Source organism: Actinoplanes sp. NPDC051388 (assembly GCF_055586225.1).
Genome location: NZ_JBVJIP010000014.1, coordinates 1 through 24,268, shown reverse-complemented (window position 1 = coordinate 24,268; position 24,268 = coordinate 1). Strand labels below are relative to the sequence as shown.

The window sequence follows — 24,268 nt, the reverse complement described above, 5'->3', positions numbered from 1 at the left end:
GTCCCGCTCACTCATGACCTACAGATAGGCCTTGATGGCGGCGATCGTCTCCTCCGGCGCGGAGAGATTCGGGCAGTGCCCGCTCGCATTCATGCGCACCAGTGTGCTCCCCCGCAGATGGCGATGCACGTACTCCCCCACCACGTCCGGCGCGATCACGTCGTCGGCGCACTGCAGGATCAGCGCGGGCGTGCGCACCCGCTCGAGGTCTTCGCGGTTGTCGGAGAGAAAGGTGACCCGCGCGAACCGCCGGGCGATCTCCGGGTCGGTGCGGCAGAAGCTGTTGGTGAGCTCCTCGCCGAGCTCCGGGCGGTCCGGGTTGCCCATGATGACCGGGGCCATCGCGCTGGACCAGCCGAGGTAGTTGCTGTCCAGCGCGTCGAGCATCTCCTCGAGGTCGTGCCGGACGAAGCCGCCGACATAACCCTCGTCGTTGACATAGCGCGGCGACGGGCCGATCAGCACCAGTTCGGCGAAGCGCTCGGGCTCGCGGATCGCTGCCAGCATGCCGATCATCGCGCTCACCGAGTGACCCACGAAGACGACGTCGCGCAGCCCGTGCTCGTGCACGATCTCCAGCACGTCGTCGGCGTAGCCGTCCAGCGTGGAGTACTTCTTCTCGTCGTACGCGGAGAGATCGGACCGGCCGTTGCCCACCTGGTCGAAAAGGACGATTTTGTAGGTGTCCTCGAACGCCGGGGTGACATAGCGCCACATGTTCTGGTCGCAGCCATAACCGTGGACGAACATCATCGGCTGACCGGATGCATTACCGGTCACGGTGACGGCATTTCTCGCGGTCGTCTTCATCTCGGGGTCACCTTACGACTCCATAGCGTTCCGCACATCGCCCTCGTTGTCCGCCTTTTGTGAACGGCTGTCCGGTTCGCTGCGTGATTACCGGTGGCACCCCACCTCTAACCTGGGATTCGGCGTGCGCGACGAGCGCGAGGAAGGATTTCGACGGATGGCCGATCGGCCGGGCGAGAACTCCCCGGATCTGCGACCGCCCGACCCGACCAGGGTCGAGGCGGCGGCCGGTGAACCGTCGACCGTGGACGCTCCCGCGCGGTGGAGCGGCTCCGCCGTCGTGCCGCCGCCGGCTCCGAAGCGATCCAAGTGGGCCCGCCGGCGCGGCGGGGTGCCCGAGGAGCAGGACGACCGCGAGTCGATCCCGGCCGTCGACCCGTGGGAGGGGCAGGACACGCCGTGGGATCCGATGCCGCTGCCGCCCGAGGTGCTGCCGCCGACCCGGATCGAGGCGCCGGCGCCTCCTCCTCCGCCGCCGCCCCCGGCACCGGTTGTTCAGCCTCCCCCCAACCGGATCCCGGTGGCGCCCCGGCCGCAGCCGCGTGATCCGCTGCCGCAGAAATACGTGCCGATCAACCCGCAGCAGCGTCCGCTGCCGCCGCCTCGCAAGCGCCGCCGCTGGCCCGGCAACCTCGCCAAGTTCGGCCTGCTGAGCCTGGTCTTCTGCTGCGGCGTGCCGGGCTTCTTCCTCTACCCCGCGTTCACGCAGTACCCGGTCTCCGCCACCCTCCCGGCCAGCATCTCCGACCTCGACCTGCGCGACGACTCGGCCAGCAAGAAGGCCACCGCCAAGCTGGCCGCGGAGCTCGGCGACACCGAGGCGTTCGCCGGCATCTACGGCGACGGCAACGGCAAGAGGGTCACCATCTTCGGCACGACCGGGCTGCGGCTCACCCCGGAGGCCGACCTGGAGGCCCAGATCGGCCGGCTCAGCAGCGACTACGAGCTGCGCGACGTGCAGAGCTTCGACACCGGGGTGAGCGGCCTGCACGAGCAGTGCGGCGTCGGCAAAGCGGGCAAGAACACCGTCGTGGTGTGCGCCTGGGCCGATCACGGCAGCCTGGTCACCGTGCTGCTGACCAGGCGTTCGGTGGACGACAGCGCCGATCTCACGGCGCTTCTGCGGGATGCGGTGCTGCAGCGCGGGTAGACCAGGGAAGTGACCCGCCGATGGCTCTTCGCCGATCAGCTCGGCCCGCACTTCTTGGACGAGCCCGGTCAGCCGGTGCTGCTGATCGAGTCCAAGGGGGTGTTCCGGCGCCGCCGCTTCCACCGGCAGAAGGCGCACCTCGTGCGCGGCCCGCGGGCTGGTCCACCGGCTCGGCGTGCAGGTGCTGCCAGTTCGCCGACGCCGGCCGGATGAGCACGAAGCCCTATGCGGGCGGCGGCGCCTATGTCAACCGGATGAGCGACTACTGCGGCGGCTGCCGCTACGACCCCGCGGTGCGGGTGGGTGACAACGCGTGCCCGTTCACCGCGGGCTATTGGGCGTTCCTGGAGCGCAACGAGCCGAAGCTGCGCGACAACCACCGCATGCGGCAGCCGCTGCGCGGCCTGGGCCGGCTGCGTGACCTGGACGAACTGGTCGAGCAGGAGAAGGCCCGCGGCAGCCGTGCGCCCTAGCTCTTCCCGGGCTTCTCGGGCTTCTCCGGCTTTGCGGGGGCGTAGCGGGACACGTACTCCTGGCCGGTGAGCTTCTGGATCTCGGCCATCACCTCGTCGGTGAGCGCGCGCAGCGAGGTGCGGTCGTCGCTGCGGCCCTCGGTGTCGATCGGCTTGCCGAACTTGACCGTCACCTTGCCCCAGCCGACCAGCTTGGGATAGACCTGCCCGATCGGCTGGACCGTCTCGGTGCCGAGCATGCCGACCGGGATGATCGGCACGCCCGCGGCCACCGCGAGCCGCGCGGCGCCGGTGCGGCCGCGATAGAGCCGGCCGTCCGGTGAGCGGGTGCCCTCGGGATAGACCGCGACCATGTCGCCGGCCTTGAGCACCGGGATCGCGGCGTCGAAGGCAGTCAGCGCGGCCCGGCCGCCGGCCCGCTCGACCCGGATCGCGCCGAGGCCGTGCATCAGCATCTTGGTCAGGTTGCCGCGGATGCCGGTGCCGATGAAGTAATCGGATTTCGCCCAGAAGGCGAGGTGGCGGGGCACCACCGAGCCGAGGAACAACTCATCGGCGACGGACAGGTGGTTGCCCGCGAAAACGGCGCCGCCGGTGGCCGGGATGTGCTCCAGGCCCTCGACCCGCGGACGCCAACCCAAGATCATCGCATTGCCTACGGTGACCTTGCCGATGGAATAGAGCAGCGGCAACGGGCTCCTCCGGTGGGGATGATGCGTGACATGGGGGCGACATGAGGTTATCGGACCGAACCCCAGATCACCGCGTCGATCCCGTCTTGAGGGTCCGAGCATTTGCCGCCTAAGCCGCAAATGCCCGGACTCCCGAGGTCACAATCACACGACGCGGGTCACCGCGACCGTCACGGCCTCGCCGTCGCCGACCTCACCGGCGAACCCGGCGCCGAGTTCCGCGAAGGTCACCGAGGTGGCCAGCGTCTCCGCCGCCACGAACTCGCGGTGCGTCTCGACCGCCGCGACCACCGCGGCGGAGGCCGACACGGTGAGGTCGATCCGGTCGGTGACATCCAGGTCCGCGTCGCGGCGGGCCTGCTGCACCACCCGGATCAGGTCGCGGGCCACGCCCTCCGCGGCGAGCGCCGGGGTCACCGTCGGGTCGAGCACGACCACGCCGCCGGACACCGCCACCGAGTTCTCCGCGTCGGCGGCGACCAGCTTCAGCTCGAACTCACCCTCCTGCAGGGTGACCCCGGCCGCCACCGGCAGGCCGTCGACCAGCTGCCAGTCGCCGGTCTTGACCGCCTTGATCACCGGCTGCACCTGCTTGCCGAGGCGCGGGCCGAGCACCCGGGGCACCACGGTCAGCACCTGCTCGCAATAGGTCGCGACCTCGTCGGTGAAGACCACCTCCTTGACGTTCACCTCGTCCGCCAGCAGGTCGCCGAACGGTCGCAGGGCCGGCGCGTCCGCGGTGGCCACGGTGAGCGTGGCCAGCGGCAGCCGGACCCGCAGCGCCTTCGCCTTGCGCAGCGAGAGCGCCGCCGAGGCGACCTCCCGGATCGCGTCCATCGACTTGACCAGCTCGTGATCGGCCGGGTAGTCCGCCGGGCTCGGGAAGTCGGTCAGGTGCACCGACCGCTCGCCGGTGAGCCCGCGCCAGATCTCCTCGGTGGTCAGCGGCGCCAGCGGGGCCATCACCCGGCACAGCGCCTCGAGCACCGTGCCGAGCGTGTCCACGGCGTCCTGGTCACCGGCCCAGAAACGGTCCCGTGACCGGCGGACATACCAGTTGGTGAGCGCGTCCAGGAACGAGCGCACCGTCTGACAGGCGCCGGAGATGTCGTACTCGTCCATCTGCCGGCGGGTGTCCGCGACCAGCTCAGCGGTCTTGGCGAGCACGTAGCGGTCGAGCAGGTGGGTGCTGTCCGTGCGCTGCTCGGCCGACACGCCCGCCGCGTTCGCGTACAGGCTGAAGAAGTACCAGACGTTCCAGAGCGGGAGCAGCACCTGCCGCACCGCGTCCCGGATCGCCACCTCGGTCACCGGCATGTCGCCGCCGCGCAGCACCGGGGACGACATCAGCATCCAGCGCATCGCGTCCGACCCGTGCGAGTCGAAGACCTTGTAGACGTCCGGGTAGTTGCGCAGGCTCTTGGACATCTTCCGGCCGTCCTCGCCCAGCAGGATGCCGTGGCTCAGGCAGTTCCGGAAGGCCGGCCGGTCGAACAACGCGGTGGCCAGCACGTGCATCGTGTAGAACCAGCCGCGGGTCTGCCCGATGTATTCGACGATGAAGTCGCCCGGGTAGTGGTGCTCGAACCAGTCCTTGTTCTCGAACGGGTAGTGCACCTGGGCGAACGGCATCGACCCGGACTCGAACCAGCAGTCCAGCACCTCGGGAACGCGGCGCATGGTGGACTTGCCGGTCGGGTCGTCCGGGTTGGGCCGGGTCAGCTCGTCGACGTAGGGCCGGTGCAGGTCGGTGACCTTGACGCCGAAGTCGCGCTCGAGCTCCGCGAAGGAGCCGTAGACATCGACTCGCGGATAGTTCGGGTCGTCCGACTTCCACACCGGGATCGGCGAGCCCCAGAACCGGTTGCGGGAGATCGACCAGTCGCGGGCGTTGGCCAGCCACTTGCCGAACGAGCCGTCCTTGATGTGCGCCGGCGTCCAGGTGATCTCCTGGTTCAGCTCGACCATCCGGTCCCGGAACGTGCTCACCGCGACGAACCACGACGACACCGCCTTGTAGACCAGCGGGGTGTCGCAGCGCCAGCAGTGCGGGTAGGAGTGCGTGTAGCCGTCGTGCCGCAGGACCACGCCGCGCTCCTTGAGCGTGGCCGTCACCGGCTTGTTCGCCTCGAAGACCTGCAGCCCCTGCAGATCCGGGACGAGCGCGGTGAAGCGGGTGTGGTCGTCGACGGTCACCACGGTCGGGATGCCGGCCGCGTTGCAGGCGGTCTGGTCGTCCTCGCCGAAGGCCGGCGCCATGTGCACCACGCCGGTGCCGTCCTCGGTGGTCACGAAGTCCGCACCGAGCACCTGGAACGCGTTCGGGCCGCCCTGCTCGACGAGATAGTCGAACAGCGGCGTGTATCGCCGGCCCACCAGCTCACTGCCCAGCACCGTGCCGACCTGCTCAAAACCTTCCAATTCCTTCTGGTACGCCGCCACGCGCGCGGCCCCCAGCAGGTACTTCTGCCCGTCCTTGACGAGCACCGCGTACTCGATGTCGGGCCCCACCGCGAGCGCCAGGTTGGACGGCAGCGTCCACGGCGTGGTGGTCCACACCCCGACCTTCTCGCCGGTCTCCAACTGGAACCAGACGGTCAGCGCCGGATCGGTGCGATCACGGTAGACGTCGTCCATCCGGGTCTCGGTGTTGGACAGCGGCGTCTCGCACCGGAAGCAGTAGGCGAGCACCCGGAAGCCCTCATAGACCAGGCCCTTGTCGCTCAAGGTCTTGAACGCCCACATCACGGACTCCATGTAGTCCGGGTCGAGGGTCTTGTAGTCGTCCGCGAAGTCGACCCAGCGGGCCTGGCGCGTCACATAACGCTCCCAGTCCTGGGTGTAGGCCAGCACCGAAGTGCGGCACGCCTCGTTGAACTGGGCCACGCCGAGCTGAACGATCTCCGCCTTGGAGGTGATGCCGAGTTGCTTCTCCGCCTCGACCTCGGCGGGCAGCCCGTGGGTGTCCCAGCCGAAGCGGCGCTCCACATGCTTGCCGCGCATCGTCTGGTAGCGCGGGACGACGTCCTTCACATATCCGGTGAACAGGTGCCCGTAGTGCGGCAGGCCGTTGGCGAACGGCGGGCCGTCATAGAAGACGTATTCGTTCGCGCCGTCCTTGCCCGCGGGGCGCTGGTCGACGCTGGCCTCGAAGGTCTTGTCAGCCTGCCAGTGCTCCAGCACGGCGTCCTCGACGGCGGGCAGGTCGGGGCTGGCCGGCACGCCGGCCGCATCAGTGTGCTTCGGGTAGGCCATGATCTCCTCGCAGTTCCACAGGGACTGCGAGGACGAGCTTTGGGGCCCGCGGTACCACCTCGCTTGGCGCCCGTTGCCGGACGCCCGCTCAATCGCCGACGTGGTGCGCGTGTCGGTCCGCCCGGATCTAGTGAGGCTTGCGCCCGTTCTCCCGGAGGCTCCCCGGTGATGGCCGGTTCGTCGCCTGCGAGAGACAACGATACCGGCCGGCCGAAGCTTCCTTCACCCGGATTACGGCGCCGCCAGCGTGGTGGTCCAGAGCGAGACGCCCTCCCGGTCCCGCAGGTGCACCGTGAAGGCCTTGCTGCGCCCGTCGATCCGCACCTCGCCGAAGTGCTGGAACCCATCGGCCGGCGAGGTGTTGGCGGCCGGCGGCGTGTTGCTGAAGACCACCCGCGGGCCGAACGTGGCGTCCATCGCGTTCGGGCCGAAGGCGCCCGCGTGCGCCGGACCGGACACGAACTCCCAGAACGGCGTGAAGTCCTGGATCGCGGCGCGGGCCGGGTCGTAGTGGTGTGCGGCGGTGTAGTGCACGTCGGCGGTCAGCATGACGACGCCGGTCACGCCGGCCCGGTGCGCCGAGCGCAGCACCTGCGCGAACTCCAGCTCGCGGCCGAGCGGCACACCCGGGTCGCCCTGCGCGACACCCTCCTGCGCGGCGGCGCCGTCCGGCACCACGATGCCCAGCGGCAGGTCGTTGGCGATCACCTTCCAGGTCGCGGTGCTGCGCGTCAGCCCGCGGATCAGCCACTCGCGCTGTTCCGCACCGAGCAGGCCGCGCTGCGGGTCCGCGTACACATTGCCGTCGTTCTGGTCCTTGAAAGTGCGCATGTCCAGGACGAAGACGTCCAGCAGGGGCCCGTAGGAGAGCTTGCGGTAGACCGTGCCGGACGACATCGGCGTGGGCAACCACTCGTGATAGGCCTGCCGCGCCCGCGCGGCCAGCACATCCACCCGCTTCTCGGTGTAGCGGGCGTCATCGAGGATCTCGCCCGGATACCAGTTGTTGGTCACCTCGTGGTCGTCCCACTGATTCAGCTGCGGCACCTCCGCGGCGAACGCCCGGTACGCGTCGTCCAGCAGGTTGTACGCGTACTGGCCGCGGTACTCCCGGAGCGTCTCGGCGACCTTGGTCTTCTCCTCGGTCACCAGGTTGGTCCAGATCCGCCCGTCGGGCAGAGTCACGCTCGGCAGCAGCGGGCCGTCGGCATAGACCGTGTCGCCGCTGTGCAGCAGGAAGTCGGGACGTCGCCGCCGCATCGACTCGAAGAGCTTCAGCCCGCCGTACGCCGGGTCGATGCCCCAGCCCTGGCCGACCACGTCACCGGTCCAGACGAAGCGGATGTCGTCGCGGCCGGTGGGGGCGGTGGTCAGCTTTCCGCGTACCCCGGGACTGACCAGGCCGGGACGGTCCTGGCTCTCCACCGTCACCCGATAGTGCACCTTCTCCCCCGGCGGGAGGCCGCGCAACCGCACCTTGCCGGTGAAGTCGGTGTCCGGGGTGACCACCGGGCCGCGCACCAGCCGTGCGCCCTTCAGGTCGGGGCGCCGGCTCCACTGCACCCACATCCGGCCGGGCCGGTCCGCGCGGGTCCACACCATCGCCGAGTCCGCGGTCGCGTCGCCGCTCTGCACGCCGTGGGTGAGCGTCGGACGCCCCGACCTGGGCGCCCCGAGCAGCGGAAGCGCCAGCCCCGCCTGCAGCAGGGTCCTTCTCTTGATCGCCGTCATGGTGATGGCCTACCGCCCGGACGTGACGATCCGGGCGTGTTCAGGTGGACGGAGCCTAAACTCGTCCGGGTGATCCGCATCGAGATCGATGAGCCCACGCTGGCCCGCACCCGGATCGCGATCAGCCCGCTGCACGAGCTCGTCATCGGCCTCTATCTGCTGCAGCGCAACCCCGAGGTGCCGTGGCCCTACCAGGCGTGGGCCGTGCGCGCCCGGGAGATCCTGCGCACCGACCCGGCGGTCGCGCCGGTGCACCTCTACTTCCAGCTCGGCTCGGTCTCGCCCGACCTGTTCTCACCGATCCCGCCCGGCCCGCTGCCGACCATCGAGGAGGAGCTGGCCGTGCTGCGGGACACCCCGGCCGAGCTGGTCGAGGAGCAGTTCGCCAAGCACTACCCGCGGGGAGAGCCGGAGTTCCTGCGTCCCTTCCGCAGCGACCGCGCGGCGGCCTTCGCCCGGCTTGCCGACGGCGTTCAGGCCTACTGGGACGCGGCGATCGCGCCCTACTGGCCGGCCATGCGGGCCGCGCTCGACGAGGAGGTCCTGCTGCGCGCCCGCGCGCTGGCCGCCGACGGGCCGGACGCGCTGCTCTCCCAGCTGCACAAGCGGATCAGCTGGGAGCGCCCGGTGCTCACCCTGCACAAGCCGCTCGAGCAGAGCATGACGGCGGTCGACCAGCGGCTGCTGCTGGTCCCGTTGATCTTCTCGCGGGGTGCGCTGGCCTGCTCCGGCGATCACCCCGACGTGATCATGGTGACCTACCAGTCGCGCGGCTCGGCAGTGCTCGCCGACAGTCTTGCGCGCCCGGCCGTCGACCCGGAGGACCGCCTGGCCATCCTGATCGGACGCGGCCGGGCCACCGTGCTGCGCGCGCTGGTCGCCCCGGCCACCACGACCGGCCTGGCCACCGCCCTCGGGCTGGCGCCGAGCACGGTCTCCGAGCACCTCAGCGCGCTGCAGGCGGCGGGCGTCGTGCACCGCCGGCGGGCGGGCCGCCGGGTGGTCTACGGCCTCGAGCCGGCCGGCGTGGCCCTGGTGACACTGCTCGATTCGGGATCCGCCGAATTCGTTTCCTGACCGCCGCGATCGTCGCTACCGTCCCCGGCCATGGGGGACACCATCGAGGCCGCCGGGTTGCGGCGGACCTATCGCGCACGCACCGGGTGGGCCAGACACAAGGGCACCGAGATCGAGGCGGTCCGCGAGGTGGACTTCACGGTCGCCCGCGGTGAGCTGTTCGGCCTGCTGGGCCCGAACGGCGCCGGCAAGACCACCACCATCAAGATGCTGAACACCCTGCTGATCCCGACCGCGGGAACGGCGCGGGTGTGCGGCTTCGACGTGGTCGAGCAGACCCGCGAGGTACGCAGGCGGATCGGTTACGTCTTCGGCGGCGACCGCGGCCTCTACGACCGGCTGTCCGGCCTGGACAACCTGCGCTACTTCGCGGAGCTCTACGCGGTGCCGCCGCGCGACCAGCGCCGCCGCATCGCCGAACTGCTCGACCTGGTCGGGCTGGCCGGGCGGGAGAAGGAGCGCGTCGAGGGATACTCGCGCGGCATGCGGCAACGGCTGCACATCGCCCGCGGGCTGCTGCACTCGCCGGAGGTGCTGTTCCTCGACGAGCCGTCGATCGGGGTCGACCCGGTCGCCGCCCGCGAGCTGCGGCGCACCGTCGCCGACCTGGCCTCGACCGGCACCACGGTGCTGCTGACCACGCACTACATGGGCCGAGGCGGACGAGCTCTGCGACCGCATCGCGGTGATCGCGGACGGCCGCATCCAGGCCATCGGCAGCCCTTCCGACCTGCGCAAACACGCCGACGGGCGCCGGGTGGTCGAGGTGGAGGCATACGGCGTGCCGGACGACACCGTGGCCGGCCTGCAACGGCTGCCCGGTGTCCGCGAGGCCGCGGTCGAGGCGCGCGGGGCGCTGCAGATCCTCACCGTCCAGTCCGATGCCGGGCAGGACGTGCAGGGTGAGGTGCTGCGGGCACTCGGGGGCGTGCGCCTCGGCCGGGTCTCGACCCGCGAGCCGACGCTGGAAGACGCATACGTAGCGATCGTCCGTGCGGCATGAGCACCCTGCGGATGATCGCGGTGGGCTCGCTGCTGCACGTGAAGCAGCTCAGCCGATCGCCCTTCGAGATCGCGATCAGCCTGGTCGTACCGATCGTGCAGGCCACCATGGCGGTCTACCTGTTCCGGGCCGGCGGCGAGTCGCACCGGCTGCTGGACGCGGCGGTCGGCGCCGGGATGATGGGCGTCTGGTCCTCGGTGCTGTTCGGCTCCGGCGGCGCGATCCAGAATCAACGCTGGCAGGGCACCCTGGAAATGATCATGCTGGCGCCGCGCCGGCCGGTGCTGGTGCTGCTGCCGATCACCCTGGCCACCGCGATCACCGGCACCTACGCACTGCTCGCCACGCTGCTCTGGGGCCGGCTGCTCTACGGCATCCGGCTGGACTTCGCGCACCCGTTCGCGTTCGTGCTGAGCGCACCCCTGGTGATCCTGTCGCTGGGCGCGTCCGGGCTGCTGATGGCCGCCACATTCGTGCTGCTGCGCAACGCGAACGCGCTGGCGAACACGCTCGAATACCCGGTCTGGCTGGTGTCCGGGATCCTGGTGCCGATCACCGTGCTGCCCGGCTGGACCACCCCGATCGCGGCCGCCCTGCCGACCACCTATGCCGCCCGGGCGTTGCAGGAGGCGACCGGCGGCGGTCCGGTCTGGCCGTCGGTCGCGACCTGCGTGGCGATCAGCGCCGCCTGCCTGGTGATCGGCGCGTTCGCCCTGGTGCACGTCGAGCAGCGGGCGCGCGCCGCGGCAACGTTGGCGCTCGCATGAGACTTCTCCTGGTCGGCGGGACCATCGCCTATCGCGCGCTGTTCAACTGGACCACGCCCGGCATGTTCGTCGGCACGCTGCTCGTCGGGCCGCTGTTCCAGCTGCTGTTCTTCGCCTATCTGGGACGCCAGCTGCAGGTCGCCGACGACCGCTTCTACATCGTCGGGAACGCCGTGCTCGCGGCGCAGCTGGCCTGCGTGTTCGGCGGCACGATGGCGGTCTCGAACGAACGTCGTTACGGGACGCTCGGGCATGTGCTTCTCTCGCCACGGAGTCGCACCGCGGTGTTTCTCGGGCGCGCTCTCCCGTACGCGGGGAATGGTCTTTTGATCGCGGTCTTCACCCTGAGCGTCGGTGCTCTGCTGCTCGGCCTGCGGATCCCGCTCGGCGCGCTGCCCGGTCTGGCGATCGCGCTGGCCGTGGGCTCGCTGTCCTGCGGTTTCTTCGGGCTGATGCTGGGCGCGCTCGGCCTGCGGTTCCGCGATGTGTGGGTGGTGTCGAACGTGTCGGTGGCGCTGATGCTGCTGCTCACCGGCGTGAACGTGCCCGCGGAGTCGCTGCCCGGCTGGATGGCGGCGATCGGGCGGTTCCTGCCGATCACGCACGCAGCGGAGGCGGCCCGGGTGCTGGCGGCCGGGGACGGGCTGGCCGCGGCGTGGCGGCCGATCGGGCTGGAGACGCTGATCGGCCTGCTCTACGCGGTGCTGGCCGCCCTGCTGCTCAAGATCTTCGAGTTCGAGTCGCGACGGACCGCCAGCCTCGACACGATCTGAGTGTCACGTTTAGCGATGCCACCTCGTCTCCTTCTTGAACCGACCCGAGGAGGAGACATGGCACGGTTGTCATTGGGTGACGTCGCACCCGAGGCCTTCAAGGCCGTCATGGGGATGGAGGTCTACTCCCGCAAGAACAACGATCCGGTGCTCTATGAGCTGGTCAAGGTGCGTGCCTCGGTCATCAACGGCTGCGGTTTCTGCCTCGACATGCACACCACCGAGGCGCTGAAGGCCGGCGAGTCGAGCCGCCGGCTGTTCGCGGTGGCCGCCTGGCGGGAGGCGAGCGCGCTCTTCACCGAGAAGGAACTGGCCGCCTTCGCGCTCACCGACAGCGTCACCAAGCTGGGTGAGCACGGCGTGCCGGACGACGTCTGGGACGAGGCCGCGAAGCATTTCGACAAGGTCGAGCTGGGCAACCTGCTGATGGCGATCGTCACGATCAACGTGTGGAACCGCCTGGCCATCGCGGCGAAGAACGACCTGCCGGACCTTTAAGGCAGGTCGGGGAACCAGAGCTGGAGCTCGCGCTTCGCCGAATCCGGCGAGTCGGAGGCGTGCACCAGATTTTCCCGGTTCGACAGCGAGAGGTCGCCGCGGATCGTCCCCGCGGCGGCCTTGCGCCCGTCGGTGGCGCCGAGCATCGCCCGGACCACCTCGATCACCTCGTCGCCGGAGAGCACCAGCGCGACCAGCGGCCCGCTCGTCATGAACTCCTTGAGCGGCGGGTAGAAGCCCTTGTCCACGTGGTCCGCGTAGTGCTGGTCGGCCAGCGCCGCGTCCATCGACCGCAGGACCATCGCGTCGACGGTCAGCCCCTTGCGCTCGAACCTGCCGATGATCTCCCCGACCAGCCCGCGGCGGACCGCGTCCGGCTTGATCAGGACCAGCGAACGCTCGGACACAACAAGCCCCTCCCAGGGTGGACACGCGGATTGTCAGCCTATCGGTACCGTCCTGGCCACGGGCGGCAACCTCCGGTTACCGCCCTTCCGTTCGGCACACGCCGCCGAATAGCCTGAACGGGACAATCGGGAGGTCCACTGTGGCGAACCAAACCGGCCGCCCCGTCGCGCCCGCGCGCAAGCTGGTGGCGGCGGTGCTGGGCACGTTCGCGGTCTTCGTGATGGTGTTCGGGCTCGGGATGAACACCAGCTGGCCGATCGTCGCACTGGGCGCCGCGCTGCTCGCGCTGGCGATCGCGCTCGGCATGGTCAACGTGGTGCGCCGCGGGGCTCGGGCCTGGGTGGCCGGGCACGGGCAGGTGAAAGCGATCTCCGAGCCGCCCGGTTCGGGGGCCTATGGGCGGGCCGAGCTGCAGCTGGTGGTGGTCGCGCCGGGCCTGCCGGTGACCGAGGTGCTGGTCCGCGACCCGCGGGTGCCGGTCGGCAAGTGGCCGCGCAACGGCGAGACCCTCCCGGTGACGGTGGACGTGGACGACATGCGCCGGGTTCGCATCGACTGGTCCCAGGTCGACGACCGGGCCGACGACGGCGATCCGCCCCCGCCGCCGGGCTTCGAGCAGCAGGAGGAGTTCCTCGACGACGACCTGCTCGGCGAGCCGGAGCCGCCGCCGTGGGTCAACCGCGATCGCCAGTGGGGTCGCGGCCCGGACGAGCAGTCCGCCCCCGAATACCTGGAGGAGGAGCCCCGCTCGTCGTCCGTGGTGGTCGTGCACGACACACCGGAGGGCCCGGTGCTGGAGGGCCAATACGTCGATCACGACGAGGCCGCGCGCGCCCTCCCGCAGCGTGCCCCGCGCCCCGCTCCCGCCGAGGAGCCGGTCCACGCCGCCCGGTCCGCTCAGGCCGAGGAATCGGTCCACGCCGCCCGGTCCGCTTCGGTTCTGGACGACGAGGAGCCGGTCCCGCCGGCCCCGTCGGCGACGGGCCGAAAGCCCAGCCCCCGTCCCCGCCGATCTTCGGAAGAACAATCTTCGGGTACGAGCCACCACTCCCCAGAAGCAACACCGACTCCCGCCGGCCCACCCGCAGGCGTGGTGCCGGAGCAGCGTGCCGCCGGCGTGCCCGGCTCCGACTCGCCCGGCGCCGAGACGGCCGCCACGCCCACCCCACCGTGGGAACACGACGACATCGACCTCCCCCTGGACGCCGACGAGGCCCCGGCCGCCGAGGACGGCCCGCTGCTGACCGACGAACTCCCGCTGACCGGCAACCCGGACACGCCGCCGGAGTCGAGTGCCGACGCCGGCCAGGCCATGGCGAGCGACGTGATCGCCCCACCGGCCGACGCCGAGCCCCGAGCCTGGGTCGCCGGCAGCACCGCAGCCACCCCACCCACCCAACGCACCCCCGAACCCCCAGCTCCCGCTCCCGCTCCCCCTCCCGCGCCCACACCGGAGAGTGCCACCGCTTCCGCCGAGCCCACACCGACCACCTCCACCGCACCGTCAGAGCCGCACGGCGTCGAGTCCACCAGCCCTTTCGACCCGCACGGCGTGGCATCCACCACCCCAGCAGACCCCCAAGGCGTGGCCTCCCCCGAACCGTCCGAGCCCCCCGCCGAGCCGATCGCGGCCGCCCCCGCCGAGCCGGCCGCCCCCGCCGAGCCGGCCGCCCCCGCCGAGCCGGCCATCGCCGCCCCCGCCGAGCCCATCGTCGCGGTGGCCCCGGCCCCTCCCGAGCCCCCTGACGCGGCACCCGCCGACCAGCTCAGCGCGCCCCCTTCCGCGGCTGCGGAAGCGCAGGGTGTGGCTTCCACCGCGCCCGCCGAGTCGCACGGCGTCGAGTCCACAGCCCCCTTCGATCCGCACGGCGTGACATCCGGCGAGCCGCCGGAGCCCTCCAGCGCCGCCCCCACCGGCCCGCTGCCCGGTGCCGCTTCCAGCACACCGCCCAGGCCCCGCAACGCCGCCGACGACACGGATCTCCCGCCGGCGACCGCCCCGAGCCCGTGGCAGATAAGCCGGGAGGAAGCGGCCGCGGCCGCGATCATCCCCGTCCCGGACTCGTCCACCGCACCCTCATCCGCGAGCGAAGCGGACGACAGCGCCACCCCGGCCGGCAGTCCGTGGGCCGACCTGCGCGGCTCCGGCTACGAACCCGACGAGCGTGCCGACGACGTGATCACCGCCTACCCCAGCGCGCGTCCCGGACCGGCCGGCGCCATCCACGGCGTAGGCATCACCGTCCTGGTCACCGACCTGGCCAGGTCTATCGGGTTCTACCGCGACACGCTGGGCTTCTTCCAGATCGACAGCGGCGCCGGCAGCGCGGTGCTGGCCTCCGGCGACACCCGCCTGGTTCTGCGCACCGTCCACTCGCTGGCCACCGACATCGGCCGCCTGATCTATCTGAACCTCGAGGTGGGCGACGTGGAGGCGGTCTACGAGGAGCTGAAGAGCAAGGGCGTGAAGTTCCTGCACGGCCCGCGCGCGGTCAACCGAGGCGACAAACTCGAACTCTGGGCCGCCACCTTCTATGACCCCGACGGCCACAACATCGCGGTGACCCAGTGGCGGGCCATCCGCTGAACCCCGCCACCGATCAGCGCGCCGCGCGCAACTCCGCGGCGTAGTCGGCCAGGATCCCCTGCACCCGGCCGAGCATCTGGGCCAGCAACGCCAACTGCTCGTCCGAGAAATCGCCGGACAACCCGGCGAGCCGCTCCAGCAACCCGTCGAACAGCCCGAACGCCCGCCGCGCCGCATCCGGATCGGCCTCGACCAGCACCCGGCGCCGGTCCGCGGCGTCTCCGCGCCGCCGCACGTATCCCCCACGCTCCAGCCGGTCGATCACCGTGGTGGTCGCCCCGGTGGTGAGCCCGACCGCGCCGGCGAGCTGCCCCGCGGTCATCGCGCCACGCCGGAACAGCACGTTGAGGCAGATCAGGTCGGTCTGATTGATCCCGATCAGCGGCGCCGCGGCACGCCCGACCCCGTCGATGTCGATGGTCAGGTCCAGCACGCCGAAGATCAGCGCGCGATGCGCCGCGGAACTGTCCCGCACCCGATCCGGCTCGTCATACTCGTGCTCAACGTATTCGCTTGACAATCTAACCTCTTGAGAATCAAGATGTCTGGAAATCCAGACTTTCAGGGGTACTCATGATGACCGGACTTACCAGCTGGGTGTTGCGCAACCGCCGTGCCGTCCTGGTTTTGTGGCTGCTCCTGACGGTGGCCGGCGCGCTCGCGGTCACCCCCGCGACCGGTGCGATGACCCAGGACTTCGGCGCGCTCCCCGGCCGCCCGGGCTATGAGACGAACCAGCAGATCCTGCGCACTTATGGCAACGGCGCCGCCGGCGATCCCGTCGTCCTGACGGTCACCGTCCCTCCCGGACAAACCTTCGACACCCCACGGGTACGCGGGGAGTGGACGGCCGTGGTGACCGCGGCGTCGGTGGCGGCCGGTGGGGCACGCTCCGTCGCGTACCCGATGATTGATGATCCTCGCCTGGTCTCCACCGACGGCCGCAGCACCGTGGCCCTGCTCTACCCACCCGCCGCCGAGGCCTTCCCGCCCTTCGCCGAGGCACTCCCCAAGATCACCGCGGCCTTGGCCGGGCAGCGCGTGGCCGGCGCCGAGGTGATGCTGACCGGCACCGACGCGCTGTTCATGCAGGCCGGCGACTCGGACGGACCGGGTCTGCTGGCCGAGGTGACCATCGCCGGCATCGGCGCGCTTCTGGTGCTGGCCGCGGTCTTCGGCTCGGCCGTGGCGGTGCTGCCCCTGATCACCGCGATCGTCGCGATCCTGCTGACCTTCCTGGCGGTCTGGGCCGTGACCGCGGTCAGCGAGGTCTCGTTCGTGGTCCAGTTCCTGATCGGCTTGATCGGCCTGGGCGTGGCCATCGACTACGCCCTGCTGATCACCACCCGCTGGCGCGCCGAGCGCTCCGCGGGCGCCGACAACCACGAGGCGATCCGGCGCTCGATGCGAACAGCCGGCCGGGCCGTGGTGGTGAGCGGCGTCACGGTGGCGATCGCCCTGGCCGGCCTGGTCCTGCTCCCGGTCCCGTTCCTGAGAAGCATGGGCTACGGCGGCCTGCTCATCTCCGTGTGCAGCGTGCTGGTAGCCACCACCCTGCTGCCCGCCCTCCTGTCCACGGTGGCCCCCCGCCTGGACAAGCGCCGCCTGCAAATCCGCCGCCAACCGCAAGCCGGCGGCGGGTCGTCCAGCGATCCGACGTCGTCTCGGGGATGGGCCGCGTGGGGACGGCTGGTGACCCGCCGGCCGGTGTTGACGGCGATCGCGGCGTCGCTGATCCTGGCCGCCCTGATCGCGCCGGTGGCGTCGTTGCGCCTGGCCGCGCCCTCCGCGGCATCGATGGCGTCGTCGGGCCCGGCCCGCGACGGCCTCGACGCGCTCGACCGGTCCGGCCTGGGCGTCGGCGCCCTCACCCCGCTCTACCTGGTGGTTTCCGGCGACCCGGCACCCGCCGCGGCGCGTGCCGCCGCCGTTCCCGGCGTGCAGGCTGTGGTGAGCCCGCGTGACCAGGCCTGGCAGCGCGACGGCATCTCCCTGATCGTGGTCCTCCCCCATGACCAGGCGAGTTCCGCGACCGGCGAGCAGACCCTCAACCGCCTCGAACAGGCTCTGGCCGGGATGCCCGGCGTCCGGCTCGGCGGCTCCGCGATGCAGGGCCGCGACTTCGTCGACGCGGTCTACGACGACGCGCCGCTGGTGCTGACCCTGATCGCGGTGGTCACGCTGGCGTTGCTGATCCGCGCGTTCCGCTCGGTGCTGCTGGCGGTGAAGGCCGTAGTCCTCAACGCCCTCAGCGTCGCCGCCGCGTTCGGGCTGGTCGTCATCGGCTGGCAGAACGGCTATCTGGCCGGCCCGATCTGGGGCATCGACCCGACCGGCGCTCTCACCGAATGGGTCCCGGTGATGGTGTTCGCGTTCCTGTTCGGCCTGTCCATGGACTACGAGGTCTTCATCCTCGCCCGCATCCGCGAGGCCCACGACAAGGGCCGATCCAACCGCGACGCCGTGGTCGACGGCCTGTCCCACACCGGCCGCCTGGTCACGAGCGCCGCGATCATCCTGTTCCTGGCGTTCGTGTCCTTGGCCGCCACCCCGGGAACCGAAGTGAAGATCTTCGCCACCGCACTGGGCCTGGGCATCCTCCTGGACGCCACCATCGTCCGCGCGATGCTGGTGCCGGCCCTGGTGATCCTCTTCGGCCGCTGGAACTGGTGGCTGCCCACCCGCCCCGGATGGCTCTCCCACCGGCGGGTCAGCCCTGACCCATCCGCCGACACAGCACCGGCCGCGAACCCACCGAACTGCCCGACCGCCCACTGCCGAACCCCCTGACCCAGCCGGCTCCCCCCGCAGAATCCAGCGGTGAGACATCCCGCCGAGCGCCCTACCCGTGGCCCCGGCCAGATCCGCCCTGGACAAACCAGCCAGAACGGCGCCAACCGAGCGTATTGGCCCCTGCCGCACCTCGCTCTCAGCAACCACCGGCGCGGACCAGGGCGGCGAGGGCTCCGGCGGCGGCGCGGATGTCAGCCATGCGGCACCGCCGAGCGCGCTGGTGCCGCGCCCCTCCGGGCGCGTGGCGTTCCGCCGACGCGACCTAACTCAGGATGGTGTGGCGGACGTAGGTCGCGTAGGCCCAGGCCGCCCCGAAGATCAACCCCAGGGCGAACAACGACCAGTGCAACAGCCCCGCCGCCAGCAGCAGGACCTGCAGCGCACTGCCGACATGCCACGCCCACGGACGCTTGATCACGCCGGCCAGCGCCATGCACAACACCGCCAGGGTCACCACCGCCGCAATCCCCCAGCCGCTCAGGTCGCCACCCAGGATCCGGATCGGCTGGATCGCCAGCAGCAGCACGATCGCCTCCAGGGCAAGCGTGCCCGCCCCGAGCCCGCGTACCGCAGCAGCCGGATTGCGCAGACCCGACCGCCGCGGCTCGGCGCCGGAGTCTTCCTCCGGTGGCGTGGTCACCTCTTGAGCAGCTTCCGAGCATCGGCGACCGTCACGATCGACCCGGTGACCAGCACGCCGACGCCGCTCAGCTCGCCGTCGGTGTCGGACTCGGCGATCACCACCGCCTCTTCGATCGCATCCGGCATGTTGTAGGCCACGGTCACCCGGTCCTCGCCGAAGATCTCCGTCGCGATCTGGGTCAGCTCCTCCAGCGGCATCGACCGCGGCGAGCTGTTGACGGTCACCACGATCCGCGCCGCCACCGGTTCGAGCAGGTCGAGCAGCCCTTCCGCGTCCTTGTCGCCGAGCACCGCCACCACGGCGACCAGGTGCCGGAACTTGAACTCCTCCTCCAGCGCCGCCACCGTCGCGGCCATGCCGTGCGGGTTGTGTGCGCCGTCCAGCAGGATCGTCGGCGCGCTGCGGACGCGTTCGAGCCGCCCGGGCGAGTCGACCGTCGCGAAGCCCTCGCGCACGACCTCGATCTCGAGTTGTTTGTCCTTGCCCGCGCCCAGGAACGCCTCGACGGCGGCCAGCGCCAGCGCCGCGTTCTGCGCCTGATGCGCTCCGAACAGCGGCAGGAACACCTCGTCGTAGATGCCGCCGAGCCCCTGCAGGGTGAGCATCTGCCCGCCCACCGCCAGGTCCCGCCCGACCACCCCGAACTCGCTGCCCTCCCGGGCCAGCGTCGCGTTCATCTCGATGCTGCGCTCCATGATCGGGCGCATCGCCTCTTCGGTCTGCACCGCGCTGATCACGGTCGCGCCCTTGTGGATGATGCCGGCCTTGGCCCACGCGATGTCCTCGATCGCGTCGCCGAGCCACTCGGTGTGGTCCAGCCCGATCGGCGTGATCACACAGACCCCGGCCTCGATGACGTTGGTCGCGTCCTCCTCGCCGCCCAGCCCCACCTCGACCACGGCCACGTCGACCGGCGCGTCGGCGAACGTCGCATAGGCCATCGCGGTGGTCATGTCGAAGTAGGTCAGCGGCTCGGACACCCGCGCGTCGATCAGCTCGGCCAGCGGCTCGATCTCGTCATAGACCATCGCCAGCCGCTCCTCGGAGATCGGCTCGCCGTCCAGGCTGATCCGCTCGCGCACGGTCTCCAGGTGCGGGCTCGTATACCGCCCGGTGTGCACCCCGTGCGCCCGCAGCAGCGAGTCGATCATCCGCGCGGTCGACGTCTTGCCGTTGGTCCCGGTCAGATGGATCGACGGGTACGCCCGCTGCGGGCTGCCCAGCACGTCCATCAGGTCGCGCATCTTCTGCATGTCGAAGTTCATCCGGGTGAAGCCGCGCGCGAGCAGGCCGGCCTCAACCTCGTTGTAGTCGCTCATGCTGAGCCTGCTCCGGTGACGAGCAACGCCTCGAGTGCGGCGGCGATTCTCGTCAGGTCGACCTCCGCGGTGGCCAGCCTGTCCTTGATCTTCGCCACCACCGCTTCCGGCGCCTTCCCGATGAACGCGTCGTTGCCGAGTTTGGCCCGGCACTGCGCGGCTTCCTTCTCGGCCGCCGCGCGGTCCTTTTCGAGCCGGGCCCGCTCGGCCGCCACGTCGATCGTGCCGCGGGTGTCCAGGTCGACGGTGACGCCGCCGGTCACCGCGAGCGTCGCCGTCGCGGTGAACTCCGCACCCGGCGCGTCCAGCCGCACGAGCGACCGGATCAACGTCTCGTGCGTGTCGATGCCGACGTTGCCCAGGCCGGTGAGCGCGGCGCTGACCCGCTGGCCGGGTCGCAGCCCCTGATCGGACCGGAACCGCCGCACCTCGGTGACCACCTTCTGCAGCGCGGCCAGCTCGTCCTCGGCCGCGTCGTCGACGCGTGCCTGGTCGGCGACCGGCCAGGCGGCGGTGACGACGGTCTGCTCGCCGGTCAGCCCGGTCCACAGCTCCTCGGTGACGAACGGGATCACCGGGTGCAGCAGCCGCAGCAGCTGCTCGAGCACATGCCCGAGCACCCGCCGAGTCTTGTCCGCCTCGGGCCCGCCGGCCGCCAGCACCGGCTTGCTCAGCTCGACGTACCAGTCGCAGACATCGTCCCACGCGAAGTGGTAGAGCGTGTCGCACACCTTCGCGAACTCGTAGGTCGCGAACTGCCCGTCCACCTCGGTGGTCACGTGCTGCAGCCGGGACAGGATCCACCGGTCGACCGTGTTGAGCTCGGCCTGAGCCGGCAGCTCACCGGCGACCGTGGCACCGTTCATCAGCGCGAACCGGGTCGCGTTCCACAGCTTGTTGCAGAAGTTGCGGGAGCCCTGACACCACTCCTCGCTGATCGGCACGTCCGAGCCCGGGTTCGCGCCGCGCGCCAGGGTGAAGCGGGTGGCGTCCGCGCCGTACCGCTCGATCCAGTCCAGCGGGTCGACCACGTTGCCGAACGACTTCGACATCTTCTTGCCGTGCCCGTCGCGGACCATCCCGTGCAGGCTGACCACGTCGAACGGCTGCCGGCCGTCCATCGCATAGAGCCCGAACATCATCATCCGGGCCACCCAGAAGAACAGGATGTCGTAGCCCGTGACCAGCACCGACGTGGGATAGAAACGCTCCAGCTCGACGGTCTGGTCGGGCCAGCCCATCGTGGAGAACGGCCACAGCGCCGAGGAGAACCACGTGTCCAGCACGTCCTCGTCCTGCCGCCAGCCCTCGCCGGTCGAAGCCTCGTCATCCGGTCCGACGCACACCACCTCGCCATCCGGCCCGTACCAGACCGGGATCCGGTGTCCCCACCACAGCTGGCGCGAGATGCACCAGTCGTGCATGTTGTCCACCCAGGAGAAGTAGCGCTTGCTCAGCTCGACCGGCTCGATCGCCACCCGCCCGTCGCGCACCGCGTCACCGGCGGCCTTGGCCAGCGGCCCGGTCGACACGAACCACTGCAGCGACAGCCGCGGTTCGACGGTCGTCTTGCACCGCGAGCAATGCCCCACCGAGTGCTGGTAGGGCCGCTTCTCCGCGACGATCCGCCCCTCCTCCCGCAGCGCGGCGACAACCGCCGGACGGGCTTCAAACCGATCAAGACCTTCAAACGGCCCGGGTACGGTGACCACGGCGCGCTCGTCCATGATCGTGATGCTCGGCAGTCCGTGCCGCTGCCCGATCTCGAAGTCGTTGGGGTCGTGCGCCGGCGTCACCTTGACCGCGCCCGTGCCGAAGCTCGGATCCACGTGCTCGTCCGCGACGATCGGGATGCGCCGCCCGGTCAGCGGCAGCTCGACCTCGGTGCCGATCAGGTGGCGGTAGCGCTCGTCGTCGGGGTGCACGGCCACCGCGGTGTCGCCGAGCATCGTCTCGGTCCGCGTGGTGGCCACCACGATCGAGTTGTCACCCTCGCCGTAACGGATCGAGACCAGCTCGCCGTCGTCCTCGGTGTGCTCCACCTCGATGTCGCTCAACGCCGTCAGACAGCGCGGACACCAGTTGATGATCCGCTCGGCGCGGTAGATCAGCTCGTCGTCATAGAGCCGCTTGAAGATCGTCTGAACGGCCCGGGACAGCCCCTCGTCCATCGTGAACCGCTCGCGTGACCAGTCGACGGAGTCGCCCAGCCTGCGCATCTGCCCGAGGATCGCCCCGCCGGACTCCTCCTTCCACTGCCACACCCGCTCCACGAACGCCTCGCGCCCGAGATCGTGCCGCGACTGCCCCTGCGCGGCCAGCTGCCGCTCCACCACGTTCTGCGTGGCGATGCCGGCGTGGTCCATGCCCGGCAGCCACAGCACCTCGAACCCCTGCATCCGCTTGAGGCGCGACAGGGTGTCCTGGATGGTGTGGTCGAGCGCGTGGCCGACGTGCAGGGAACCGGTCACGTTCGGCGGCGGGATGACGATGGAGAAGGCCGGCTTGTCGCTTTTCGGGTCGGCCGTGAACAGCCCGGACGATACCCACGACTCGTACCGCCGCTGCTCTACCTCACCCGGCTGGTACTGGGCGGAGAGTCCACCGGTGGGACGGCTGTCGGGGGTTCGTGTCTCGGCTGCTTGGCTCACCCGGCAATTCTACGGAGGTAGGTGGGGTGGGCTGCGCGCGGATTACCGCGCCTGTGGATAACTCGGCGACCGGGGTTGTTACGCTCCCCGGATGCCTGAGCGCACCGGCGGTCCGACCGACCCGAAACCCCTGGACGCGGGTCAACCCCCGGGGCCTGTCGGCGACCACCCCGCACCCACCGGCTGGGAGCGCCCCACGGCCTCGGTTTCCGAACCGGCATCGGCTGGCCCTCACCCCGAGGTCGACCGTCCGATCGAAGCGGTGCAGGCCATCGAGGTGGGCGAGGGACCGTTCAACCTGACTGCCGAGTCCTCCGCCGAGGGCGAAGACAAGCCCGACCAGAAGTCCCGCCTCCGCAACCGGGTGCTCGTCGGCCTGCTCGCACTGGGCCTGGCCGGCGCTGCGGTGCTGGCCGTGGCGGGCTGGCGCATCAGCTCGCAGAAGGACGCCACCCTGGCCACCCCGCCCCAGATCGGCGCGCTGGCCATCGACGAGACGGCCGAGGGCAAGGCGACGGCCGACTACCTGACCACGGCATTGGCGGCCGAAGTCGACTTCGAGCAGACGGTGGGCGCCGTCTATCGCGATCCCGGCTTCCCGAACAAGGCGGTGCTCCTGTTCGGCGGCACCACCCTGATCTGGTCACCCGGCAGCGACCTGGACACCGCCTTCGAACTGATGGCCGACGACCAGGGCGCCGTGGACAACATCCACGACGTGGACGCCGGCAAACTCGGCGGCAGCATGAAGTGCGGCATCACCAAATCCGCGGACGGCGACTTCACGGTCTGCGGCTGGGCCGACCACGGAAGCCTGGCAATGGCGCTCTTCCCCGAACGCTCCGAATCCGAGTCCGCCACCCTCCTGCGAACAATCCGCGACGCCGTCCAAACCCGCGACTAGCACCAGTTCGGGCCGCCCAAGCTCTGGCCGAACTCTGCAGCTCCAGGCCGCCGACGTTCCGCCCCAGCGTCTGCGCACCCGCATCCCGATGCAGCGCATCGCTTCTCTGTAACGCGGCCCGTGGGTACGCGGCCCGTGACCGCGGGGAGGCCCGCCGTTCGCCTTCCCCCGCCAGCCCAGAAGTGGCCTTGCCCCGCCGGGTAGGCCGAAAGACAAACGCGTAAGAAGGGCCGATCCCCGCCGGGGTAGGCCATTGCAGCGCCTTCTCTGAGCGCACAAAAAATGGCCTACCCGCCGGGGTAGGCCATCAGACAACAGGGTGTGGAAATGGTTGAGGCCCACCCCCAGCCGGGGGTGGGCCTCAACAACGTTGAGTCCGGCGGCGTCCTACTCTCCCACACCCTCCCGAGTGCAGTACCATCGGCGCTGGTGGGCTTAGCTTCCGGGTTCGGAATGAGACCGGGCGTTTCCCCACCGCTATAACCACCGAAACAACCTTCAACAACACAACCAACCACGCCACCCCCCACACCGTGTGCCACACCCCGACGTTTTCGCCGGGGCCGGCACCCACCATGGGGGTGGGGTTTGTTGTTTGCTGTGAATCACACAGTGGACGCAACCATCAAGTTTATGGGTGTGGTTAAGCCCTCGGCTTATTAGTACCGGTCAACTGAACACGTTACCGTGCTTACATTTCCGGCCTATCAACCCAGTAGTCTAGCTGGGAGCCT

Annotated in this window: 20 protein-coding genes, 2 rRNA genes and 1 pseudogene; 12 read left to right on the top strand and 11 right to left on the bottom strand. The window is 70.4% G+C overall.

The features are described 5' to 3' along the window. Window positions 1-18: 18 nt before the first annotated feature. Window positions 19-810 carry an alpha/beta fold hydrolase gene (locus ACZ6TI_RS30845; RefSeq protein WP_465348692.1) on the bottom strand — a complete coding sequence of 264 codons (792 nt, stop codon included), beginning with the start codon at window positions 808-810 and terminating at the stop codon, window positions 19-21. A 157-nt stretch (window positions 811-967) separates the two neighbouring features. Here ACZ6TI_RS30845 and ACZ6TI_RS30840 point away from each other — a divergent pair, with 157 nt between their 5' ends. From ACZ6TI_RS30840 to ACZ6TI_RS30830, 3 genes are read left to right on the top strand one after another with little or no spacing between them, the layout of a single operon-like run. After that, on the top strand, window positions 968-1,960 hold the full coding sequence (locus ACZ6TI_RS30840) for a hypothetical protein (RefSeq protein WP_465348691.1): 993 nt from the start codon (window positions 968-970) through the stop codon (window positions 1,958-1,960). Window positions 1,961-1,969: 9 nt separating this feature from the next. Continuing rightward, complete coding sequence (locus ACZ6TI_RS30835) at window positions 1,970-2,173, top strand: hypothetical protein (RefSeq protein WP_465348690.1); 204 nt, start codon at window positions 1,970-1,972, stop codon at window positions 2,171-2,173. Further along, on the top strand, window positions 2,170-2,433 hold the full coding sequence (locus ACZ6TI_RS30830) for a hypothetical protein (RefSeq protein WP_465348689.1): 264 nt from the start codon (window positions 2,170-2,172) through the stop codon (window positions 2,431-2,433). The genes ACZ6TI_RS30835 and ACZ6TI_RS30830 overlap by 4 nt, the downstream gene beginning before the upstream one ends. Here the strand turns inward: ACZ6TI_RS30830 and ACZ6TI_RS30825 are convergent. From ACZ6TI_RS30825 to ACZ6TI_RS30815, 3 genes are all read right to left on the bottom strand, one after another. Continuing rightward, on the bottom strand, window positions 2,430-3,125 hold the full coding sequence (locus ACZ6TI_RS30825) for a lysophospholipid acyltransferase family protein (RefSeq protein WP_465348688.1): 696 nt from the start codon (window positions 3,123-3,125) through the stop codon (window positions 2,430-2,432). The two genes, ACZ6TI_RS30830 and ACZ6TI_RS30825, sit on opposite strands and share 4 nt — an antisense overlap. Before the next feature lie 144 nt (window positions 3,126-3,269). Continuing rightward, window positions 3,270-6,380, bottom strand: coding sequence for an isoleucine--tRNA ligase (gene ileS / locus ACZ6TI_RS30820; protein WP_465348687.1), 3,111 nt, complete (start codon window positions 6,378-6,380; stop codon window positions 3,270-3,272). Window positions 6,381-6,611: 231 nt separating this feature from the next. Continuing rightward, the gene (locus ACZ6TI_RS30815) at window positions 6,612-8,111 is read right to left on the bottom strand and encodes an alkaline phosphatase D family protein (protein ID WP_465348686.1); all 1,500 of its coding nucleotides are present in this window, start codon (window positions 8,109-8,111) and stop codon (window positions 6,612-6,614) included. Between the two features lie 69 nt (window positions 8,112-8,180). Between ACZ6TI_RS30815 and ACZ6TI_RS30810 the strand changes: the two genes are divergently transcribed. The 6 genes and pseudogenes from ACZ6TI_RS30810 to ACZ6TI_RS30785 all read left to right on the top strand — a co-directional run bounded on the left by ACZ6TI_RS30810 (window position 8,181) and on the right by ACZ6TI_RS30785 (window position 12,229). Next, on the top strand, window positions 8,181-9,188 hold the full coding sequence (locus ACZ6TI_RS30810; protein WP_465348685.1) for an ArsR/SmtB family transcription factor: 1,008 nt from the start codon (window positions 8,181-8,183) through the stop codon (window positions 9,186-9,188). Window positions 9,189-9,218: 30 nt separating this feature from the next. Next, window positions 9,219-9,773, top strand: a pseudogene (locus ACZ6TI_RS30805) (ABC transporter ATP-binding protein); the annotation flags it as partial. Window positions 9,774-9,873: 100 nt separating this feature from the next. Beyond that, a complete protein-coding gene (locus tag ACZ6TI_RS30800) occupies window positions 9,874-10,191 on the top strand; it encodes an ATP-binding protein DrrA1-3 family domain-containing protein (RefSeq protein WP_465348684.1) in 318 nt (105 codons plus the stop codon). Beyond that, entirely contained in the window at window positions 10,188-10,958 is a 771-nt protein-coding gene (locus ACZ6TI_RS30795; RefSeq protein WP_465348683.1) for an ABC transporter permease, read from the top strand. The genes ACZ6TI_RS30800 and ACZ6TI_RS30795 overlap by 4 nt, the downstream gene beginning before the upstream one ends. Beyond that, entirely contained in the window at window positions 10,955-11,731 is a 777-nt protein-coding gene (locus ACZ6TI_RS30790) for an ABC transporter permease (protein ID WP_465348682.1), read from the top strand. The genes ACZ6TI_RS30795 and ACZ6TI_RS30790 overlap by 4 nt, the downstream gene beginning before the upstream one ends. 57 nt (window positions 11,732-11,788) lie before the next feature. Then, complete coding sequence (locus tag ACZ6TI_RS30785) at window positions 11,789-12,229, top strand: carboxymuconolactone decarboxylase family protein (RefSeq protein ID WP_465348681.1); 441 nt, start codon at window positions 11,789-11,791, stop codon at window positions 12,227-12,229. Here ACZ6TI_RS30785 and ndk read toward each other — a convergent pair. Beyond that, window positions 12,226-12,636, bottom strand: a complete 411-nt coding sequence (gene ndk / locus ACZ6TI_RS30780) for a nucleoside-diphosphate kinase (RefSeq protein ID WP_465348680.1) — start codon at window positions 12,634-12,636, stop codon at window positions 12,226-12,228. The two genes, ACZ6TI_RS30785 and ndk, sit on opposite strands and share 4 nt — an antisense overlap. A gap of 140 nt (window positions 12,637-12,776) precedes the next feature. Between ndk and ACZ6TI_RS30775 the strand changes: the two genes are divergently transcribed. After that, complete coding sequence (locus ACZ6TI_RS30775) at window positions 12,777-15,224, top strand: VOC family protein (protein WP_465348679.1); 2,448 nt, start codon at window positions 12,777-12,779, stop codon at window positions 15,222-15,224. A 13-nt stretch (window positions 15,225-15,237) separates the two neighbouring features. Here the strand turns inward: ACZ6TI_RS30775 and ACZ6TI_RS30770 are convergent, their stop codons facing one another. Beyond that, on the bottom strand, window positions 15,238-15,699 hold the full coding sequence (locus ACZ6TI_RS30770) for a MarR family winged helix-turn-helix transcriptional regulator (RefSeq protein WP_465348678.1): 462 nt from the start codon (window positions 15,697-15,699) through the stop codon (window positions 15,238-15,240). Between the two features lie 98 nt (window positions 15,700-15,797). Here ACZ6TI_RS30770 and ACZ6TI_RS30765 point away from each other — a divergent pair, with 98 nt between their 5' ends. Continuing rightward, the gene (locus ACZ6TI_RS30765; RefSeq protein ID WP_465348677.1) at window positions 15,798-18,014 is read left to right on the top strand and encodes an MMPL family transporter; all 2,217 of its coding nucleotides are present in this window, start codon (window positions 15,798-15,800) and stop codon (window positions 18,012-18,014) included. Between the two features lie 265 nt (window positions 18,015-18,279). Here ACZ6TI_RS30765 and ACZ6TI_RS30760 read toward each other — a convergent pair whose 3' ends face one another. The 3 genes from ACZ6TI_RS30760 to ACZ6TI_RS30750 are packed head-to-tail and all read right to left on the bottom strand — an operon-like array spanning window position 18,280 to window position 22,630. Then, window positions 18,280-18,657: a DUF4233 domain-containing protein gene (locus ACZ6TI_RS30760; protein ID WP_465348676.1), complete on the bottom strand. Its 378-nt coding sequence runs from the start codon at window positions 18,655-18,657 to the stop codon at window positions 18,280-18,282. Further along, window positions 18,654-19,979 (bottom strand): bifunctional folylpolyglutamate synthase/dihydrofolate synthase, encoded by a 1,326-nt coding sequence (locus tag ACZ6TI_RS30755; protein ID WP_465348675.1) that lies wholly within the window; start codon window positions 19,977-19,979, stop codon window positions 18,654-18,656. The genes ACZ6TI_RS30760 and ACZ6TI_RS30755 overlap by 4 nt, the downstream gene beginning before the upstream one ends. Continuing rightward, the gene (locus tag ACZ6TI_RS30750) at window positions 19,976-22,630 is read right to left on the bottom strand and encodes a valine--tRNA ligase (protein ID WP_465348674.1); all 2,655 of its coding nucleotides are present in this window, start codon (window positions 22,628-22,630) and stop codon (window positions 19,976-19,978) included. The genes ACZ6TI_RS30755 and ACZ6TI_RS30750 overlap by 4 nt, the downstream gene beginning before the upstream one ends. 91 nt (window positions 22,631-22,721) lie before the next feature. Between ACZ6TI_RS30750 and ACZ6TI_RS30745 the strand changes: the two genes are divergently transcribed. Further along, complete coding sequence (locus ACZ6TI_RS30745; RefSeq protein WP_465348673.1) at window positions 22,722-23,534, top strand: hypothetical protein; 813 nt, start codon at window positions 22,722-22,724, stop codon at window positions 23,532-23,534. 374 nt (window positions 23,535-23,908) lie between these two features. Here the strand turns inward: ACZ6TI_RS30745 and rrf are convergent. Next, a 5S ribosomal RNA gene (gene rrf, locus ACZ6TI_RS30740) occupies window positions 23,909-24,025 on the bottom strand. A 148-nt stretch (window positions 24,026-24,173) separates the two neighbouring features. Further along, window positions 24,174-24,268: ribosomal RNA gene (locus ACZ6TI_RS30735) — 23S ribosomal RNA — on the bottom strand; the annotation flags it as partial.

Bases quoted from the DNA above. Each gene is read 5' to 3' on its own strand.
- ACZ6TI_RS30845 (WP_465348692.1), bottom strand. From the start codon at position 810: ATGAAGACGACCGCGAGAAATGCCGTCACCGTGACCGGTAATGCATCC.
- ACZ6TI_RS30840 (WP_465348691.1), top strand. From the start codon at position 968: ATGGCCGATCGGCCGGGCGAGAACTCCCCGGATCTGCGACCGCCCGAC.
- ACZ6TI_RS30830 (WP_465348689.1), top strand. From the start codon at position 2,170: ATGAGCACGAAGCCCTATGCGGGCGGCGGCGCCTATGTCAACCGGATG.
- ileS (WP_465348687.1), bottom strand. From the start codon at position 6,380: ATGGCCTACCCGAAGCACACTGATGCGGCCGGCGTGCCGGCCAGCCCC.
- ACZ6TI_RS30815 (WP_465348686.1), bottom strand. From the start codon at position 8,111: ATGACGGCGATCAAGAGAAGGACCCTGCTGCAGGCGGGGCTGGCGCTT.
- ACZ6TI_RS30795 (WP_465348683.1), top strand. From the start codon at position 10,188: ATGAGCACCCTGCGGATGATCGCGGTGGGCTCGCTGCTGCACGTGAAG.
- ACZ6TI_RS30790 (WP_465348682.1), top strand. From the start codon at position 10,955: ATGAGACTTCTCCTGGTCGGCGGGACCATCGCCTATCGCGCGCTGTTC.
- ACZ6TI_RS30785 (WP_465348681.1), top strand. From the start codon at position 11,789: ATGGCACGGTTGTCATTGGGTGACGTCGCACCCGAGGCCTTCAAGGCC.
- ACZ6TI_RS30765 (WP_465348677.1), top strand. From the start codon at position 15,798: ATGATGACCGGACTTACCAGCTGGGTGTTGCGCAACCGCCGTGCCGTC.
- ACZ6TI_RS30755 (WP_465348675.1), bottom strand. From the start codon at position 19,979: ATGAGCGACTACAACGAGGTTGAGGCCGGCCTGCTCGCGCGCGGCTTC.
- ACZ6TI_RS30745 (WP_465348673.1), top strand. From the start codon at position 22,722: ATGCCTGAGCGCACCGGCGGTCCGACCGACCCGAAACCCCTGGACGCG.